Here is an 18,161-nt window from a genome sequence, read left to right on the forward strand (position 1 = left end):
ATCCAGGAAACTTCGGTTTTTGTTGTTGCTGCACGCGTCAGCGACCGCTCGGGACATGCGATGAATTCACTCAAGCCTCTGCTCATCAGAACGCTGCAACTGGCGCTGGTCCTCTGGGCTGTGGTGACCATTCTTTTCCTGATGTTCCGGCTCATGCCCGGCAGTCCGCTGGCAGCCTACATCGATCCGACATTTACAGAAGAACAGCAAGAAGCGCTCATCCGTCAGTTCGGTCTGGATAAACCGCTCTGGCAACAGTATTTCACCTATCTCGTCAATCTTCTGAAGGGCGAGCTTGGATATTCCTTCCGCTACCGCGCACCTGTTGCCGAGCGAATTTGGCTGTTGCTGCCAAACACGCTGATCCTGACGTTTTCTTCGCTGATTGTCGCCTATGTGTTCGGCATTCTGGCAGGCGCCTGGCTCGCATGGCGGCGTGGTTCACGTGTTGAAGTTGCCGCGTTGCCTGTCGTGCTGGCGACCCGGGCAATGCCGGAATTCTGGCTCGGAATGGTTCTTCTGGCGATCTTTTCCTTCTCTCTGGGTTGGTTTCCAGCGGGTGGAACGCGCTCGGCCGGCACGGAATACAGCAGCCTTTGGGCGCTTTATACATCTGCTGATTTCCTTTCCCACCTGGCGCTGCCCATGTTGACGCTGGCGATCTATTCGCAAGGCCTGCCATTGCTTTTGATGCGCTCCAACATGTTGGACGTCATGAAGGAAGATTTCGTCACCATGGCGAAGGTCAAGGGCCTTTCGTCCTATGCGGTCGTCGTTCGTCACGGTGCACGCAACGCGCTGCTGCCTGTTGTCACCTCCTTTGCCATTGCGGTGGGATATCAGCTGCAGGGCAATGTGGTCGTGGAGAGCGTGTTCTCCTGGCCAGGCCTGGGCCGAGAGCTGGTCGCCGCCGTTCTGGCGTCCGATTATCCGCTGGCACAAGGGGCTTTCCTGATGATTGCAATTGTTGTCATCGCGATGAACCTGATTGCGGATCTGCTCTACACATTCCTCGATCCAAGGATCTCCCATGCCTGAGACGGTTGCAGACACGCACGAAAGCGGCGTTGCCCGTATCTTTGCAGCGATACGCCTGCCCGTGGGCGACCCGTTCGCCCTGGCGGGCCTCGTGATTTATGCAGTCTTTATCGTCACGGCGATCTGTGCACCCTACATTGCGCCCTACGACCCCTCGGAAATTCTTTATACGGCCGACTACGATCTCGCCTCCGATCTTCCTCCGGGTGCGAAAGGACATCTTCTGGGAACGACCTCGCTTGGGCGGGATATCTTCTCCCAGATTGTCTGGGGCGCGCGCTCCGCATTGCTGGTCGGGTTCACAGCCGCTTTCATGGTCGCCTTCATCGGATCAATCGTTGGTCTGCTGGCCGGATATTTCGGCGGATGGGTGGACGCGGTCCTGATGCGACTGGCGGACGTGGCCTTCGGGATCCCCTTTCTTCCTTTCGTTATCGTCATCTCTGCATTTTCAGAACCCTCGATCTGGAACACGGTGATCGCAATGGGCCTTGTTCTCTGGCGCGACACGGGCAGGGTCATCCGGTCTCAGGTCCTGTCGCTCCGCTCGCGCGGATATGTGGAGGCGGCGCGCGTCGTGGGATCTTCCGATCTCAAGATCATCTTGCGTCATATCACTCCGAACATTCTGCCGTTGTCGTTCCTCTACGGTTCCATAGCGATCGGCTGGGCAATCCTGACCGAAGCGTCCATCAGCTTTCTGGGGTTCGGCGATCCGGACGCCATCAGCTGGGGGTTCATGCTGCAGGATGCGTTTGCCAGTCAGGCACTCGCCCGTCAGGCCTATTACTGGTTCATCCCGCCCGGCCTTGCCATCATCCTGGTGGTGAGTGCCGGCTTTTTCATTTCGCGTGGGTATGAAAACCTGCTCTTCCCGAAGTTGGGGCGCTAAGATGGACGCACCGCTGCTCTCGGTCAAAGATGTTAGCATCGCCTACAAGGTCGGCGCACTCGACATTGTCGCCGTCAGCAATGCCCGATTTGACGTGCCGCAAGGCTCTATCGTGGGACTTGTCGGTGAATCGGGCTGCGGCAAAACCACGATGGCCCGGGCGCTCACCCGTGTCATCGCGGACAATGCCCGGATCAAGGCCGGCCAGATGCAGTTTGCCGGTCAGGACATCGTATCGCTGTCCGAGAAGGACATGAATTCTCTGCGCTGGCGCGACATTGCATTCATCCCGCAATCGGCAATGAATTCACTCGACCCGGTCTATCGCGTCGAATACCAGATCGTCGAGGTGCTGCGGGACCGGGGCGGCTTGAGCAAATCCGCTGCGAGAAAACGTGCAGTGGAACTCTTTGAAATGGTTGGTATCGATCCTGGACGATTGCGCGATTTTCCGCATCAGTTTTCAGGCGGTATGCGTCAGCGCGCCGCCATTGCGCTGGCATTGGCACTAGAGCCGAAGCTGGTGGTTGCCGACGAACCGGTGACGGCGCTGGACGTCATCATCCAACGACAGATTCTGGACCAGTTGCGCAGCCTGCAACGCGAACTGGGCCTGTCCGTCATCATGGTGACGCATGACATTTCCGTCGTGGCATATATCTGCGACCGCACAGTTGTGATGTATGCGGGAAAAGTGGTCGAGGATTGCGACACCGCAACCCTCCTGAACGAACCGCTGCATCCCTATACAATGGGGTTGAAAAACGCGTTTCCCGATCTCCATTCGGCAGGAACCGGGATCCTTACACCGATCGCGGGCAGTCCGCCGGATCTTGCGAATCCGCCGCCTGGATGCCGTTTCGCAGCACGATGTCCCTTTGCCACCGATCAGTGCCGTGTCGAGGAACCGATGTTGACGGAAGATGCTCCCGGCCACTTCGTTGCCTGTCATCGTGCTGTCGAAGCTGCGGCTTTGCGTGAAGAAGCCAAGCAGCCAGGGACGTGGGGAACAGCAGCATGAGTGACCCCATTATCGAGCTGAAAGATACAAAGCTGCACTACAAAATAGGGAATGCCGTTTCTGCGATGATGGGCCTCTCGACAACCGTCAAGGCGGTTGATGGCGTCAGCTTCTCGCTTCGCAAGGGAGAAAGTGTCGGACTATTAGGCGAGTCCGGCTGCGGCAAGACGTCAATGGGCCGCATCCTCGTCCGGCTTGAAGAAATTACCGGTGGATCAGCCCGGTTTGAAGGAGACGAGATCGGGGATCTCAAAGGCTCGGATCTGCAACGATTCAGAAGCCGGTCTCAGATGATTTTTCAAAACCCGTTCGACGCGGTCAACCCGCGCTATTCCATTCGCAAGACCTTGGAAGAACCTCTTGCGAATGCAAAAATTTCGCGCAGCACCTGGCATCAGCGGATCATCGACGCACTTGACCTGGTCGGGCTCGGCGACCCGGAACAGTTTCTCGAGCGATATCCGCACCAGCTTTCCGGTGGACAGCTTCAGCGGGTCGTCATGGCGCGGGCTCTCATACTGGAACCGGATTTCGTGGTGGCCGACGAACCGGTTTCAATGCTGGACGTCTCGGTGCGGGCCGGCGTTCTGAACGTTTTTCGGGATGTGCGTGATCGCCTGGGACTGACGGCCATCTATATCAGTCATGATCTGGCTCTGGTGCGCTACGTGTGTGAACGCACGATCGTGATGTATCTGGGCAAGATCATGGAAGACGGTCCGACCGAGGACATCGTCCATGACCCCTTGCATCCCTATTCGCAGGCACTGGTCGCTGCTGTACCGACACCGCATGTCGACCAGAGCCACGATCCGCTGCCAATCGGCGGGGGCGCACCCGACCCCCGCAATCCACCCTCCGGCTGCGTCTTTCGTGATCGCTGCCCCAGGGCGCAATTGCGGTGCGCCGATGAAGTCCCCCAGCCACGCCGGATCGGTACCCGGCTGGTTGCCTGTCATTTTGCGAGTGTCTGATGCTGGCTGCTGTTTACACCCGAACCGGTCCAGCCGCCGAAGTGCTTCAAATTGCTGACCGGACGAGCGCTGAGCCCGGTGACGGCGAAGTCCTGGTTCAGGTGATGACATCCGGTATCAACCCCGCAGACGTCAAGCGCAGAGCAGGCTGGAACGGTGCCAGGATGGCGCACCCGCTGATCATCCCGCATTGCGACGGGGCGGGCATCATCCGGTCGGTCGGAGAGGGCGTCTCCAGCGACAGGATCGGAGAGCGGGTCTGGATGTGGAATGCACAAGGCGGGTATGGCGAAGCCGGACGGGCCTTTGGAACAGCAGCCGAATTCATCAGCCTTCCTTCCGACCAGGCCGTCAATCTTCCGGACGCGCTGGATTTCCGGGAAGGTGCCTGCCTAGGCGTTCCCGCGCTGACAGCCTGGCTCGCGATATTGGGTGATGGCAGTGTCGAGGGCAAGACGCTCCTGATCCAGGGCGGCTCAGGAGCGGTAGGTCAGATCTGCGTGCAGATCGGGCTGGCCCACGGGGCGCGGGTCTTGTGTACTGTGGGCACGGCGGCAGGGGCGGAAGCGGTTGCATCGCTCGGTGATGTCACGATATTCAATCGCCACCGACAGGACATTGCAGCAGAAATCGCCCGTTTGACACAGGGCAGGGGCATCGACCGTATTGTGGAAGTCGATCTCGCCGCCAATCTTGAGACCGACATTGCCTGTCTTGCACCGCACGGAACGATTGCCAGTTTTTCCTGCAGTTCAAATCCGGCACCCGTCCTGCCTTATTACGCGCTCGCCGATCTTGGTGCGCAGATCCGTTTCATTCAGGGGTTTCGGCTGACGGCTGATCAGCGAACCGAAGCGGAAACCGGGATCAACGAGATGATCTGGTCCGCAACACTGCGCCCACGGATCGGCGCAACCTATCCACTATCCGAAATTGCCGCCGCACACGCTCGCGTGGAGGCCGGTGCGCTGGGGCAAACCGTGCTCACACTTCCCGCTCTGAACGGAGTTGACCATGAATAAACAATCGCGCCTGATCGAACAGCCGCTCTGCGATCCTGTCTCACTCGAGATCATTCGCGGCGCGATCGCTGCGGCTCAATCCGAGATGGAGGCGCTGATAGAGCGCACGGCCATTTCTGCCTTTATCCGCGAGAAGAAGGATTTTTACACGGCGCTTTTTGACGGAAACGGCACGATGGCCGTGGGGTCGATGGTTCCGATCTTTGGTGACATGACCCGGCCTGTGCTCGAGAAGTTTCCGATGGAAACGATGCAGGAGGGCGATGTCTACTGGTACAATGATTGTTATGGCTCCTACGGCGCCATATCCCATTCCAATGATCAGGTTCTGCTTGCGCCTGTTTTTCGCAACGGTCAGGTCTGCGCCTTCGTCATGAGCTGGGCTCACTTCGCAGATATCGGCGGACTGCGTCCTGGCTCCATCAGCCCGGATGCGACAGATATCTTCCAGGAAGGCATCATGATCCCGGTTACCAAGATGATCGACGCCGGGAGGGTCAATCAGGCCGCACTCGACATCTTTCATCGCAATTCCAGGTATCCGGATCAGAGCATCGGCGACATGCGTGCCCTGATGGCATCCGTCGAGCTGGGCGTGCGCAGGGTCGGGGAAATCCTGGACCGGTTCGGACCTGCGGTTATGGCAGATGCTCTTGCGCAGCTTTTGCAGCGCACGCGGAAGCTGGTGCGCAGCAAACTGGCTGAAACCTTTGACTACGGAACACACAGTTTTACCGATGCAATCGATACTGACGGACACGGAAACGGTCCGTTTCATATGCGGTTTTCGCTCACCCGCACCAAGGGCGCTGACGGTGAAGACGTCTATTCCTTCGATGCTCGCGACAGCGATGACCAGGCGCCCGGGCCGATCAACTACCTTATGAATGAAGGCGTTCCGGGGATGGCGCTCGGATTGTTTTACCTGGGAGGAGATCCGAGCCAGGTGTGCAATGCCGGAGGTCCAAATGCTCTGGATGAAGTTCTCTTTCGAAAGGGCAGTTTCCTGCAGCCGGAATATCCGGCGCCGCTTGGATTGCGCGGGCTGACCGCAATGCGCATGATCTCGGCAATGTGCGGACTTCTCAACGCAGGGGGAGGTGAGGCGCCAGCGGCGAACTCCGCTTATGTCGTCAACATCATGCGAGGCACATATCGGACTGACGACGGCCGGCTCAAACCCTATTTGCTGGCAGACGGAATTGGCGTCGGTTATGGCGCGCGTTCTACGGCTGACGGAATCGATGCGGTCTATTTCGTCGCTCAGGAAAACTATCCGGTTGAATTTCTTGAAGCCGGCTATCCCGTCACCATGAGAGCATATGGAATTGCAACCGATTCAGGCGGTCCTGGCCGGTATCGCGGCGGGTGTGGAATCGTTCGCGAGTACGAAATCCTTGCCGAAGAAACAATGGTCGCAATCCGCATCGACAGCGTCAAGAACCCGCCCTGGGGAATCCATGGCGGAAAATCGGGCCGTCACGGTGTTGCAATCGTCAATCCCGGCACCGACGCGGAAGTCCGCCTCGATCCGCTGTCCGACCGTAACATGCTGAAAAAGGGTGACATATTGCGAATTGAGACCGGCGGGGGAGGTGGGCACGGACATCCCTACGATCGCCCGCCTGAGAAGGTTTTGAGCGATGTCCTGGGTGGGTTCGTCGAGGCGGAAACCGCCATGAGCGAGTACGGCGTGGTGATTGAGGATGGCAGGCTCAACCATGATGCGACCCTGTCGATGCGCAGCAACCGTCCGAAAACTCTCCGCTTTCACCGTCAGGAGTATGTCGATGCCTTCGTCTGATACCAGTCCGGGTTCCTCTTACGCCGTTGCAGTCGATATCGGTGGTACCTTCACGGATATCTCGCTGCTGGACCGTAACTCCGGCGCCATGTGGCGAGCCAAGACCCCTTCGATACCGTCCGATCCTTCCCAAGCCTTCATGACCGGTGTCGAGGCCGTTATGGCAGACGCAGGCATTGCGGCGAAAGATCTGTCGCGGGTTCTTCACGGCACGACAGTTGCCACCAACATGATCCTGGAAGACAAGGGTGCCCGCACCGCATTGGTTACAACGCGGGGGTTTCGGCATGTGCTCGAAATCGGGCGCCAGGATATTCCGCGTCACGCCAATCTCTTCACATGGGTCAAGCCGGCGCGTCCTGTTCCTGCCGACAGAATTCACGAAGTCGTGGAACGTATCGGTACAGGCGGAAGGGTTCTTGAGACACTGGATGAAACCAGCGTCCGGCAGGTTGCGGAGACGCTCAAGGACCAGAATGTTGAATCGGTCGCGGTTTGCCTCCTGCATGCCTATGCAAACCCCGCGCATGAAATCCGCGTGGTCGAAATCCTGCGTGAGGCGTTGCCGGACCTTGCAATCACCTGTTCGACGGATGTTCTACCTGTCGTTCGTGAGTTCGAGAGATCACTGGCGACGGTCTTGAACGCGAATGTCATGCCTGGTGTCTCCAACTACATTTCTCGTTTGCAGGAACGCCTTGATGAAGCGCAGGCGGCATCGCCGTTGTTGCTGATGCAGTCAAACGGCGGTGTTGCGGGGACGGAAGCGATCCGTGTCGCGCCGGCGTTGACTGCCCTGTCGGGGCCCGCTGCGGGTGTTGTCGGTGCGGTGAATGCGGCTGCCGCCTGTGGCATCCGCGATATCATAACGGTCGACATCGGTGGGACATCTGCCGACATCTGTCTCATTCGAAATGGCAGCATCGCTCTGACCCAGCAAGGCAAGGTGGGGGCATGGCCGCTTTCACTTCCGATGGTCGACATGGTGACGATCGGTGCCGGGGGCGGTTCTATCGCTGCGGTCAACAATGACACGCTCGCGGTCGGGCCTCATTCCGCCGGCGCGCGTCCGGGTCCTGCTGCCTATGGTCATGGCGGCGGGGAAGCGACCGTAACGGATGCTCATGTAACACTCGGCAACCTGCCTCACGCCTTGTTGGGCGGTTCCATGTCTCTCGATGTCGACGCGGCGAAACGGGTTGTCAGCGACAATGTCGCCAAACCGCTGGGCCTATCCGATGAGGACGCTGCACAAGGTATCCTCGCCATCATGAACAACAACATGATCGGGGCTGTTCGAACCATATCAGTCGAACGCGGTCACGATCCGCGCGATTTTACCCTGGTACCCTTCGGTGGTGCCGGACCGCTTCATGGTTGTGCACTGGCGGAGTTGTTGGGGATATCGCAAGTTCTGGTTCCTCCAGCGCCCGGTCTGCTTTGCGCTGCCGGTTTGCTGGCGGCGGATATGAAAGCCGAGTTTACCCGCGCTCTGCCGACAGCCGGTGCCGTCGATCAGGATGCAGGCGAAGCCATCGTGAACGGTCTCAGAAAAAAGGCAGAAGACTGGCTGGATGCGGAAGGGGTTCCCGCCTCTCAACGAGAGCTCAAGGCCCTCGCGCTTTTGCGTTTCCATGGACAAGGCGGTGAGATCGCCGTCGAGTGGGGACAAACGGCGCAAGAGACGGAAGACAATTTCCGCAGTGCGCACAAGTCGCTTTATGGTTTCGTGCTCGATGCACAAATCGAACTGGTGACAATCCGGGTCGAAGCCGTCGGTGCAACCGAACCGATCAAGGTACTTGTTCTTGATCCGTCAGCACGACCCGACCCCCTCCAGTCCCAGATAGTCCATTGGCCCGGAGGAAAGCAGGAAACACCGATCTACGACCGGGCATCCCTGGGTGCCAGGAACGGAATTTCCGGACCTGCCATTCTCATTCAATTGGATACGACCTGCATCATCCCACCGGGGTGGATCGCCCGTGTTCATGGTTCGGGAGCACTCGTTCTGAAAAGGGAAGCCGGATGACCGACAGTCTTTTCGCCCATATCGATGCGAACGCGGACGAATTTGTTGCTCGTGTCATGGACTACGTGCGTCATCCGTCCATCTCGGCGCATGATATCGGCATTCGCAAAGTCGCCGAGATGCTTGTCAGTCACCTCGACGGATTGGGGTTTGATGCCGGTCTCGTCGAAACGCCTGGTCATCCATTCGTCTTGGGGCATCTCACTGTCGACCCGTCCAAACCGACCGTTCTGCTTTATGGTCACTACGACGTTCAACCTCCCGATCCGCTTGATGCCTGGATAAGTCCTCCCTTTGAACCCACCCTGCGAGATGGTCGAATCTGGGCGCGCGGGATCGGTGACAACAAGGGGCAGCACTTCGCTCAATTGCTCGCAATCGAAACGCACCTCAAGGTAAATGGCAGTTTGCCCTGCAATGTCATCTTCCTGTTGGAAGGCGAAGAGGAAATTGGTTCACCGCAGATCGCCGAATTCGTGCGTCAAAACGCTGAACGGCTGCAAGCGGATCTTGTCGTTACCTCGGACGGTCCGCTCCACGAAAGCGGACAGCCAGTGATTACCTTTGGCGTCCGCGGTGTGGCTTCATTCGACCTTTTGGCCAAAGGGGCTTCGAGAGATGTTCATTCCGGGAATTTCGGCGGTGTCGTTCCCAATCCTATCTGGACGCTCGTACATCTGCTCGCAACCATGAAGGATCCGGATGGATACATCACCGTTGAGGGCATTACGGAACCGGTCATTCCGGCGAGCAACGTGGAACGGGAAGTCATTTCCAGACTTCCCGACGATGAAGCAGCGGTGAAAGCGGATCTTGAGCTGACCGAGCTTGACGGACCCAAGGAGCGGCCATACTGGGACAGACTGATGTTCCACCCGACATTGACCATCAACGGGCTTCATGGCGGTTACGGCGGGCCGGGCAGCAAGACGGTTCTGCCGAACGAGGCTATCGCCAAGTGCGACATTCGTCTGGTTGAACCACTTACACCTGACTATGTGTTCGAGCGGGTCGAGGCTCATGTGGCGCGTTTTGCGCCAGAGGTCGAGGTTGTTCGGCACAATGGAATGTTGCCGTCAAAGACCCCGCTGACCAGCCGTTTCGCCGTGCCCCTGATCGAGGCCGTCAAATCTGCCCGCGGTGTCGAGCCTCTCGTATATCCGACTGTGGGTGGCTCGTTGCCAGATTATGTGTTCACCAAAATCCTGGACAAACCGGCGTTTGTCATTCCGTATGCCAATGCTGATGAAGCCAATCATGCACCTAATGAAAACCTGGAAGTCGAGCGATTTATCGATGGTATCAAAACCGGTGCAGCCGTTTTGGTAGAATTGGGCCGGCTGAACAGATAGGCCCCGATGGCGATCCGGAGTGCCGCCCCAACGCGTCCGCAACCTCGTCTCGGGCTGGAGAACCTTGTTTCATTCCAGGGTTTGTCTCCCAGACGTGGCTTGTGTCTTCGGAGCAGGTGACAAGCTGCTGTCTGCGCTTCCATACAAACGGGTTTATGCCCGGCTGAAAACTCTGCTGAGCGATCGGGCTCGGAAAGATGCCAGCCAGTCCGAGCGTCTCGGCAACGCCCGGGGCAAAGCGCCAAGCTTCACATGCCAGACAAAATTGTCTCGATGTTGCCGCTGGTTGCGGCCTTGTCAGTGAGCGAATGCCGAGGTTCGATGCCAACCGGCAAGTTCGCAACTCGATCGAGTGCCCAATTCAGGCTACCGAAAACACGATGTCGCTATCTTATATGTAAAACACATATGCTTTTCCATAGCTTGTTCGTTCGCAATTCTTGTGTTTTGGTTTGTATTAAATCGAAATTCGAATAATTACATGATTGCGCAAATTTATACTTTGTCGATATCACTTTACATTGAGTAAACATGCAAATGACCCAATCCGAAATTGCCATTCGCGAAGTATTGCAGATTTTTCAGACAATTCATCGAGAAGGTGTGCGCCGGTGATCATTACATTCACTTTGAACATTCAAAAATCAGTGGGCCTTGGCGGCAAGAACGACAAAGCCGATGTCATGGCCGTTCAATTGCGGATCAATGAATTGATGCCTCGTGCTGGTACTCCCCTCGCTGTCGACGGAATCGCGGGGCCCCTGACCCAGGGGATGATCGCCGACTTTCAGGCCGTCGCGCTGGGGTTCAGTCGGCCTGACGCACGCGTAGATCCCGGCGGGCGTACGGAGCGCGGGTTGAACAATTCGGCAGCAGCGGCTGCCTGGCGCTGGACCGATCCGCGCCATGACCCCCAGCAATACGTTCCCAACACGCCGAAAAAGATGAAGGACGCCAAGGAAAAAGCCGAGGTGGGCGGTCCTGACGCGAAACTGAAAGGCAGTCCCCGGACCACGGGAGGCATCGGGGGCTCACCGGGAGTTGTGGTGCCCAGCAAGAAACCCTACCGCGACAAGGAGGGGCATCTCGTTGTTGCCAAGGGAGCTGAAGCGCTCAAGGTCGCGCACGGGAATCTCTCTTGGCTCGACGATGTCCGGGGATCCACGACCGGTCTCATCGGCAGCAGCTACCTGGTGCCGAAGGGCACGGTCGATCTCAAACTCAAGCAGGTCATTGTAGGCCAGTCCGGCGGCGACACAGGCAAGGTTTTCTGGATCCGCGGCAACACGCTTTATGCCAGCCGCGGGCTGGATTTCATCGTAAATCTGGAATCGACGGGTCTTTTCAAAGAGATCAATGTTCAGACCCGTGCAGTGAAACCGGCCAGCAATGCCATGGCGGCATTTGTCATGGGTTTCGGCACGACGATCATCGGCACGGCAGGCCTGGCTGTGACAGCAACCGTTATCTTCACGAAGGGCCTCGTATTCTACAAAACGAGAGAAAGGGAAGTGAAGGGTGTTGCAGCTATGCTGCCGGACATTGTCCGGGGCTTCAGGTTCTTGAAAAACAATTGTCCAAATTTCTGGTCTCACCTGTCGCGCGGCCTCGGTTCGGCGTTCTCCTCCGCGCTGTCATCGATACCCGACGGCTTCACGGCTCAACATGTCGCCGGATTTATGGGAAAGATGATGGGCGGTCTGGGTGCAGCGGGAGATGTTTCCATCTCCACCTCCGTAACCGTTCTCGCGAAGGTGCTCGCAACGACTCTGCCGCTCGTCGCCATAACCGGAACCGCAAGAAATGCGCAGGAGATCGTGAAATCGCTGACCACTTCCTTTGCGCAGGCGGGCATTCCGATCACCGAACAGGACGCCCGGAAAATGGTCGAAGAACTGGGCAAACCCGGCGTGTCGCAAGAGCTTGCGAAGCTGCAAGCGGCCATGAGCAAGGCGGATCGTCTGCTCGTCGATCTGGGTGATCACTGGCTGAAGGCGGGGGGGCACGCAGCGGTGAAGAAAGTCTCCAGGCCGGATGACGGCATCTGGTCATTCTTTTGAAGGTGCGGTCTTTCCCGCACTTCCGGACCTGACCCGGTATGCATCTCGTTCGTTTTCACGCTCAACAACATTTCCCGGCGAATTTTGCCCGACGACGAGTATTTCCGAGGCAAACTCGATCTGCGGAAGAAGGTTCATGCCGGCATGGGTGTTTTGGAGACCTGGTGGCTCGCAAGCGAGCCGGCTTCCAGCAAGACCACGATGAGAACCGTACGTTCTTTTCCAGATAGCTGGTTCTGGCAACGAGCCTGCCTTCACTCCGGGCCTTCAAAGAAACTTCCGTCAAAGCGAATCCCGAGAGACTCTCCAGACGATCCTTCGAGGCGAAGAACGTCACCATTGAGCTCAATATGAGCAACGCGATCCCACCCGACCGGACGCTGAACCGCGCCGATCACATGACGGATCGCCACTGATCCGGCCGGGTCCAATGCCAAGGCCGTAGGCACGCCCATTTTGGTGAGTTTCGACGGCGCAAGGCTTGCTCGGTGGCCGCAATGCAAACCACTGCATCCATCTTCAATCCCAAGTACATTACGATGGCGACCATTCCAGGGTGGCGTGGTCAATCCACCGTTCGAATACCAGTGCATCGTCACCGGGAGGACCTTGGGATCCTTGAGAACAAACACGATGTCATCCTCGGCGTCGCGGAGTACAGCGGTCCATCCAAGTCTTGTATCCGGCGCATCGATCAGCACCACAAAATCCTCATGAACATCGGCAATCGGAAATCTGGTCAGATCCGTCGTTCCGCTTCTCGAGGGAAACGCGGTCGGGTCGACGGAAGTTGCGGGACATATCAGATGATTGAGGCCAGGTTCCGTTGCCGAGTCCGGTGTTGTTGCAAGGCATTTTGGTGAATGAGAAATGCGCCCGCCGGCTTCCATGCGGGTCAGGACATGATGCGCAACTGGCAAGGCACCGCTGCCGCCAATGAAACGGTGGGTCTGGTAAAGCAATGGAGCATCATTTGCACAGCGGAGCTGTTTTTCAACTCGTGCGCCCATGACGGTTTTGCGCAGTCTGAACCGTGCTTCCGAGCGACTGGTCTCATCGACGCAGTCCCAGCGCGAATTTGCGGACCATCCGTGAAACGGCGCCACTTCGACATCGCTTTGAGCAAAGGGAGCGCAGAGAAAATCGCCTGACAGGTATCGTTCCACCTTCGGCAGGTCGTCGGGAAACATGGTGTCTTCATCGTCGATCCACGCAGCCGAATGGAGAGGGGAGTGCCACCGATCGTTGTGAAACACAGAGTAGTCGCGCAAATGACCCACCCTCAGGTCCAGAGAAACACGAGCGTTGGGCGAGCACAGGGTGACAAAGTCCATCGGCCAGTCCAGACTTAAAAGGTTGCCGTGACGCCGCCGTCGACGGGCAGATTGGCACCTGTCACATAGCTTGCTGCATCTGACAGAAGAAATGCGACTGCACCTGCCACTTCTACCGGTTGAGCCGGTCTTGCGAGCGGGATCTTCCTGTGCCGGAGGTACACTGTCTTGAAGTATTCCGTGTCGTGTTCATGACTGCCGTCGTTCATGACTGCCATGTCGGTATCGATGAAGCCGGGAGAGACAGAGTTAACTCGAATCCCGTGTTCGGCAAGATCACAGGCAAGGCAGCGCGTCAAATTGAGAATGGCGCCCTTGGCCATGGAATACGGCACTGAATCGACTGATCCGACCATGCCCATGATCGATGCGATATTCACGATTGCCCCATGGGAAGCCGTCAACACCGGAGTTGCTGCCCGGCACATATGCAATGCACCGGACTGGTTCACGTTGATGACGTGGCGGTAGCGTTCAAGGTCCAGTTGATCCCAGGTCGAAATATCTCCGATAGCGGCGTTGTTGACCAACCCGTCCAGTCTGCCGTGCCGCGCCGTGACATCGTCGACGAGCGCTGCGCACGCGCGATCATCGGATACATCGCATTTGTGGATGCTGGAATGGTCTGGCAAATTCGACGCCTCGATATCGCCGATATCGCAAAGCGCAACCCTGGCGCCCTGATCGAGCAGATGTTGGGCGATTGCTTTGCCGATGCCTCGCGCCGCGCCGGTGACAAGAATAACTTTGCCTTGCATAAACTCACTCCTGATTACTCGGCAATCGATGCGGTCCGACCGCGATAGAGAATTGCCAGTGCCCCTGTCAAAATCGCGGTGACCAACAAGACAAGAGTGACCAGCGCAGAAATTTCCGGGGTGAACCCGTAACGCATCATGCCGTAAAGCCGGATCGGCAGGGTCATGCCATCTCCAACGATAAAGAGCGTGATCATTGTTTCATCGAAAGAGATCGCAAGACTCATGATCGCCGAGGTTGCCAGTGGCATGGCCAGTTGCGGCAACAGGACCTGAAAAAAACAACGCCATGGCCCTGCGCCGAGATCGCGTGCGGCCCAGACCAATGCCGGGTCCAGCATCGATAACCGGGTTTGCAGCGTTCGAAATCCGATCGCCAGAACGAACACGACATGGCCCAGGATCACGGCGTTCACCCCTCTGGCGATTCCCACTTCCTTCATCGTGACGAGCAGAGCCATTCCGGTAATGATCGGTGGAAGGAGAAAGGGTAGAAACACCAGCGCCGATATTGTCGTTCTTTCCCAGCGTGGTGTCCGCGCGCGGCTTGTGTAGATCGACATGGCCAAACTCAGCACCAGCGTTGCGGTGACTGCAACAATTCCCACCTTGATCGAACTCAAGACAGCGGCTCCGATTTCGGCGTTGGAAAACAGCTTGGCGTACCAATTGAAAGAAAAGCTTTCCCAGATGATTTTTCCGCGGCGAACGGAAAAGAACGACGTCAGCACGACCAGAAAAATCGGGGCATAGAGCAGAAACACCGTCAGGACGGCGATGATGTTCAACAGTGTACGGACCGGTTTCATGGCCCCTCCCGTCGAAGCCATCTTGGATTGCTGAGCTTGCCCGCCACGGCAATTACCGCGAAGGAAAGAACCATCAGAACCAGTGACAGGGCAGCGCCAAGCGGCCAGTTGAACGCGATGCCGAACTGGGAAAAAATCAACCGGCCATAGGTCAGTCCATTCACGCCACCTACCAGTTCGGGGGCCAGGAAATCGCCAACGCTGAGAACGAAGGTGAACATCACTCCGACGACTGCAGAAGGAAAGGACAACGGAAGAACAATAGTCCAGAAAATACGGATCGGGCCGGCGCCGAGATCCCGTGCGGCATTGATGGTTGCGTCTGGAATGCGTTCCAGTCCGACAAACGTGGTCAGAATGCTGAACGGTACCAGTGCGAAGACGAGCGTCATTCGCACCGCGGTCAAGTTGAACAGGAAGACCGACAGAGGCTCGTCAATCAGGCCGATCCAGATCAGAAACTGATTTAGAAAGCCTGTGTGTCCCAAAAGGCCACGCATTGAATAGATCTTGATCACGTAGCTCATCATCAGAGGTATGGCGACCGCAAAGATCAATGTGTATTTCAATGCTGGCCGTTGCCGGTTGATGAACACCGCAACAATGTAACCGGTGACGAAGCAGAGTATTGAAACCTCGACGGCGATCCTCAAGGTTTTTCCCAACACCTTGCGGTAGACCGGGTCACTTGCCACTTCGACATAGTTGTCGAGGGACAGGGCATGAACGATGGACCCGCCTTCGACCCCGAAAAAACCGTAGACCAGAAATGCGGCGATCGGGATCAGGACTGCCATCAGCAAAAATGCCCAGATGGAAACACGCCAGATCGCGACCGAAAACCAATGCGCGGTCATCTCGGACCGGCACCAGGAATGACCGTACAGTCACAGTCCGGAAATCCCAATATGGTTTCCTCGCCAAGTTCGATCGTGTCACCACGTCCCGGTCTCCGGACCAGGATCTCACGGCCAGTCGCCGTACGGAATGTCAACAGGGTGTTGTCGCCATGAAACCGCCGATCCGTGAGAACAGCACGGCTTTTCAGCCTGGCATGCGTTTCACCGACCTGAACGGACTCGGGGCGTATTGTCAGTACGTTGGAACCGCTGTGCGGCGTTGCCGCCCTGCCAAACTCCGTGTCGCCGTTATCGTCCATTTGAAAGAGGTTGTTCAGTCCGATGAATTCCGCAACGAAAGTGGTCCTGGGTGCGTGATACAAAGCATCCGGCGTATCAACCTGCTCAATTCGTCCCTGATTGAGGATGCAGATACGATCAGACAGAGAAATTGCCTCGTCCTGGTCATGGGTCACGAAAACAAATGTCAGCCCCAGGTCCCTGTGCAATTCCTTCAAGAAGCGCTGCATCTGGCCTCGCAAGACGGCATCCAGCGCTGAAAGCGGCTCGTCCAGCAGAATTACCCTGGGCTCACAGACCAGAACACGGGCAATGGCCACACGCTGCTTCTGTCCGCCACTGAGCTGCGCCGGAAAGGCGTGGATCCTGTCTGAAAGTCCAACCCTGTCGATCATTTCGGTCACGGATTTTTTCAATACGCCGCCGCGTTGACCCTTGACCCTTAGTCCAAACGCCACATTGTCGAAAACGGTCATGTGCGGAAACAAGGCATAGCCTTGAAAGACGGTGTTGAACGGTCGCTTTTCCATTGGATGCGACGTGATGTCGGTTTCCCCGTGCACGATCCTGCCCTGATCCGGCATTTCAATGCCGGCGATTGCTTTCAGAAGTGTCGTCTTGCCCGAACCGCTGGCCCCGAGCAGCGAAAAGAACGCCCCCGAGCCAATCGTCAGGTTTATCTGCTTCAGTACCCAGGTGCTGCCGTAGCATTTGCCAAGCTCATCAAGGATAAGATCCATGTTGTCCTCATGGTTGTGCGTAGGCGCGCACCGCATCCCAGTTGAGATCAACGCCGAGGCCTGGCGCGTCGTCCAACCCGACAATGACACCGTCCTGCATGGACACGCCGCCCAACGTCAATTCCTTGCGCAGTTTCTCGATGCACAGTTCCTGCGGCAGGAATTCGATAAACTTGCAATGGGGTGTAACCGCGGAAAAGTGTGCAGTCGCTGCAGTCGATACACCGGTTTTCCAGCAATGCGGCACGATGGTCAGATCGTGTCGCGCGGCCATGTCAGCGACAAGCAAGGCCTCGGACAATCCACCCACCCGACCTATGTCGGGTTGCGGGATCGACACGCCACCACAAGCTATCAGGTCGGCGAATTCGTGTCGTGTCGACAACCACTCCCCCATGGCGATCGGGATATCCACCAATTCGGAAAGCTTGCGGTGTTCACTCAGATCATCGCACCAGACCGGGGTCTCGACAAAGTACAAGTCGAAATCGAGCCAGTCCTTCATAACCGCAGCGGCGCTGACGGCATCGGGGAACATGTACTGGACATCAACCATCAGGGTCACGTCATCGCCAACCGTGCGACGAACCTCGCTGATCAGTTCTGTGTGCCTGTCGTATGGCTCTTTCATGCCGTCGTGAGCATAGGGGCCGTTCATTGTGATTTCAGCTTTCATCGCGCGAAAACCGAGTGTTCTGGCGCGCTCCGCGGCCTGACACAGTGCATCGCGATAATCGTGAAACCCGACACCATGTGGTTGAAGAGAGGCATAGGGCACCACCGGATCGCTTCGCCGTTGCCGGCCGAGCAATTGCCATACAGGCTTGTTCTCGCGCTTTCCCAACAGGTCCCAGAGTGCCATCTCGACGGCACCAAGTGCATGGATGACGGCACCGCGCCTGCCGTTCATCGCGGTTGCGACATAGGCGCGTTCCCAAAAGACGCGAATATCCTCGACGGGTTCCGACATCAGGATATCGCGAAGGCACAATCCCATTGTATGGGTGCCGGGGGCATCGATACAGGCGCGCCCGATCCAGGGATTTACGTCCGATTCTCCATATCCCCTGTTGCCGCGCTCATCTTCGACAACAACAAGGAGGCTGTCCTGCGCCGAGGACGTCAGTGTTTCGTCGAAATCATCCGCCAACAGGACGTGGATCTCGAGATTTTTTATCTGCATTTC

Annotated in this window: 15 protein-coding genes; 9 read left to right on the forward strand and 6 right to left on the reverse strand. The window is 57.3% G+C overall.

Annotated elements, in window-relative coordinates; genetic code table 11:
* Positions 1-60: 60 nt before the first annotated feature.
* From LA5095_RS00280 to LA5095_RS00320, 9 genes are all read left to right on the forward strand, one after another.
* Entirely contained in the window at positions 61-1,038 is a 978-nt protein-coding gene (locus tag LA5095_RS00280; protein WP_055110965.1) for an ABC transporter permease, read from the forward strand.
* A complete protein-coding gene (locus tag LA5095_RS00285; RefSeq protein WP_055110967.1) occupies positions 1,031-1,930 on the forward strand; it encodes an ABC transporter permease in 900 nt (299 codons plus the stop codon). The genes LA5095_RS00280 and LA5095_RS00285 overlap by 8 nt, the downstream gene beginning before the upstream one ends.
* 1 nt (position 1,931) lies before the next feature.
* Positions 1,932-2,951 (forward strand): ABC transporter ATP-binding protein, encoded by a 1,020-nt coding sequence (locus LA5095_RS00290; protein WP_055110969.1) that lies wholly within the window; start codon positions 1,932-1,934, stop codon positions 2,949-2,951.
* Positions 2,948-3,925 (forward strand): ABC transporter ATP-binding protein, encoded by a 978-nt coding sequence (locus tag LA5095_RS00295; protein WP_055112522.1) that lies wholly within the window; start codon positions 2,948-2,950, stop codon positions 3,923-3,925. The genes LA5095_RS00290 and LA5095_RS00295 overlap by 4 nt, the downstream gene beginning before the upstream one ends.
* The gene (locus tag LA5095_RS00300) at positions 3,925-4,947 is read left to right on the forward strand and encodes an NADPH:quinone reductase (protein WP_055110970.1); all 1,023 of its coding nucleotides are present in this window, start codon (positions 3,925-3,927) and stop codon (positions 4,945-4,947) included. Before LA5095_RS00295 ends, LA5095_RS00300 begins: the two co-directional genes overlap by 1 nt.
* On the forward strand, positions 4,940-6,751 hold the full coding sequence (locus LA5095_RS00305; protein WP_055110972.1) for a hydantoinase B/oxoprolinase family protein: 1,812 nt from the start codon (positions 4,940-4,942) through the stop codon (positions 6,749-6,751). Before LA5095_RS00300 ends, LA5095_RS00305 begins: the two co-directional genes overlap by 8 nt.
* Positions 6,738-8,783 (forward strand): hydantoinase/oxoprolinase family protein, encoded by a 2,046-nt coding sequence (locus LA5095_RS00310; protein WP_055112524.1) that lies wholly within the window; start codon positions 6,738-6,740, stop codon positions 8,781-8,783. The genes LA5095_RS00305 and LA5095_RS00310 overlap by 14 nt, the downstream gene beginning before the upstream one ends.
* On the forward strand, positions 8,780-10,135 hold the full coding sequence (locus tag LA5095_RS00315) for a M20/M25/M40 family metallo-hydrolase (protein ID WP_055110974.1): 1,356 nt from the start codon (positions 8,780-8,782) through the stop codon (positions 10,133-10,135). The genes LA5095_RS00310 and LA5095_RS00315 overlap by 4 nt, the downstream gene beginning before the upstream one ends.
* 611 nt (positions 10,136-10,746) lie before the next feature.
* The gene (locus LA5095_RS00320; RefSeq protein ID WP_055110976.1) at positions 10,747-12,195 is read left to right on the forward strand and encodes a hypothetical protein; all 1,449 of its coding nucleotides are present in this window, start codon (positions 10,747-10,749) and stop codon (positions 12,193-12,195) included.
* A gap of 254 nt (positions 12,196-12,449) precedes the next feature.
* Here the strand turns inward: LA5095_RS00320 and LA5095_RS00325 are convergent, their stop codons facing one another.
* The 6 genes from LA5095_RS00325 to LA5095_RS00350 are packed head-to-tail and all read right to left on the reverse strand — an operon-like array spanning position 12,450 to position 18,158.
* Positions 12,450-13,529: a hypothetical protein gene (locus tag LA5095_RS00325; RefSeq protein WP_055404397.1), complete on the reverse strand. Its 1,080-nt coding sequence runs from the start codon at positions 13,527-13,529 to the stop codon at positions 12,450-12,452.
* A gap of 14 nt (positions 13,530-13,543) precedes the next feature.
* Positions 13,544-14,287 carry an SDR family NAD(P)-dependent oxidoreductase gene (locus tag LA5095_RS00330; protein ID WP_055110980.1) on the reverse strand — a complete coding sequence of 248 codons (744 nt, stop codon included), beginning with the start codon at positions 14,285-14,287 and terminating at the stop codon, positions 13,544-13,546.
* Positions 14,288-14,301: 14 nt separating this feature from the next.
* A complete protein-coding gene (locus LA5095_RS00335; protein WP_055112526.1) occupies positions 14,302-15,096 on the reverse strand; it encodes an ABC transporter permease in 795 nt (264 codons plus the stop codon).
* Entirely contained in the window at positions 15,093-15,953 is an 861-nt protein-coding gene (locus tag LA5095_RS00340) for an ABC transporter permease (RefSeq protein WP_055110982.1), read from the reverse strand. Before LA5095_RS00340 ends, LA5095_RS00335 begins: the two co-directional genes overlap by 4 nt.
* Positions 15,950-16,975: an ABC transporter ATP-binding protein gene (locus tag LA5095_RS00345; protein WP_158510315.1), complete on the reverse strand. Its 1,026-nt coding sequence runs from the start codon at positions 16,973-16,975 to the stop codon at positions 15,950-15,952. Before LA5095_RS00345 ends, LA5095_RS00340 begins: the two co-directional genes overlap by 4 nt.
* Positions 16,976-16,982: 7 nt before the next feature.
* Positions 16,983-18,158 (reverse strand): mandelate racemase/muconate lactonizing enzyme family protein, encoded by a 1,176-nt coding sequence (locus LA5095_RS00350; RefSeq protein WP_055110986.1) that lies wholly within the window; start codon positions 18,156-18,158, stop codon positions 16,983-16,985.
* Positions 18,159-18,161 lie beyond the last annotated feature (3 nt).

The organism is Roseibium album (assembly GCF_001404515.1).
Lineage (GTDB): Bacteria > Pseudomonadota > Alphaproteobacteria > Rhizobiales > Stappiaceae > Roseibium > Roseibium album.

Coding starts and splice junctions, on each gene's coding strand:
- LA5095_RS00325 (WP_055404397.1), bottom strand. CDS start 13,529: ATGGACTTTGTCACCCTGTGCTCGCCCAACGCTCGTGTTTCTCTGGAC.
- LA5095_RS00335 (WP_055112526.1), bottom strand. CDS start 15,096: ATGAAACCGGTCCGTACACTGTTGAACATCATCGCCGTCCTGACGGTG.
- LA5095_RS00315 (WP_055110974.1), top strand. CDS start 8,780: ATGACCGACAGTCTTTTCGCCCATATCGATGCGAACGCGGACGAATTT.
- LA5095_RS00290 (WP_055110969.1), top strand. CDS start 1,932: ATGGACGCACCGCTGCTCTCGGTCAAAGATGTTAGCATCGCCTACAAG.
- LA5095_RS00300 (WP_055110970.1), top strand. CDS start 3,925: ATGCTGGCTGCTGTTTACACCCGAACCGGTCCAGCCGCCGAAGTGCTT.
- LA5095_RS00305 (WP_055110972.1), top strand. CDS start 4,940: ATGAATAAACAATCGCGCCTGATCGAACAGCCGCTCTGCGATCCTGTC.
- LA5095_RS00350 (WP_055110986.1), bottom strand. CDS start 18,158: ATGCAGATAAAAAATCTCGAGATCCACGTCCTGTTGGCGGATGATTTC.
- LA5095_RS00280 (WP_055110965.1), top strand. CDS start 61: ATGAATTCACTCAAGCCTCTGCTCATCAGAACGCTGCAACTGGCGCTG.
- LA5095_RS00340 (WP_055110982.1), bottom strand. CDS start 15,953: ATGACCGCGCATTGGTTTTCGGTCGCGATCTGGCGTGTTTCCATCTGG.
- LA5095_RS00345 (WP_158510315.1), bottom strand. CDS start 16,975: ATGGATCTTATCCTTGATGAGCTTGGCAAATGCTACGGCAGCACCTGG.
- LA5095_RS00285 (WP_055110967.1), top strand. CDS start 1,031: ATGCCTGAGACGGTTGCAGACACGCACGAAAGCGGCGTTGCCCGTATC.
- LA5095_RS00295 (WP_055112522.1), top strand. CDS start 2,948: ATGAGTGACCCCATTATCGAGCTGAAAGATACAAAGCTGCACTACAAA.
- LA5095_RS00330 (WP_055110980.1), bottom strand. CDS start 14,287: ATGCAAGGCAAAGTTATTCTTGTCACCGGCGCGGCGCGAGGCATCGGC.
- LA5095_RS00310 (WP_055112524.1), top strand. CDS start 6,738: ATGCCTTCGTCTGATACCAGTCCGGGTTCCTCTTACGCCGTTGCAGTC.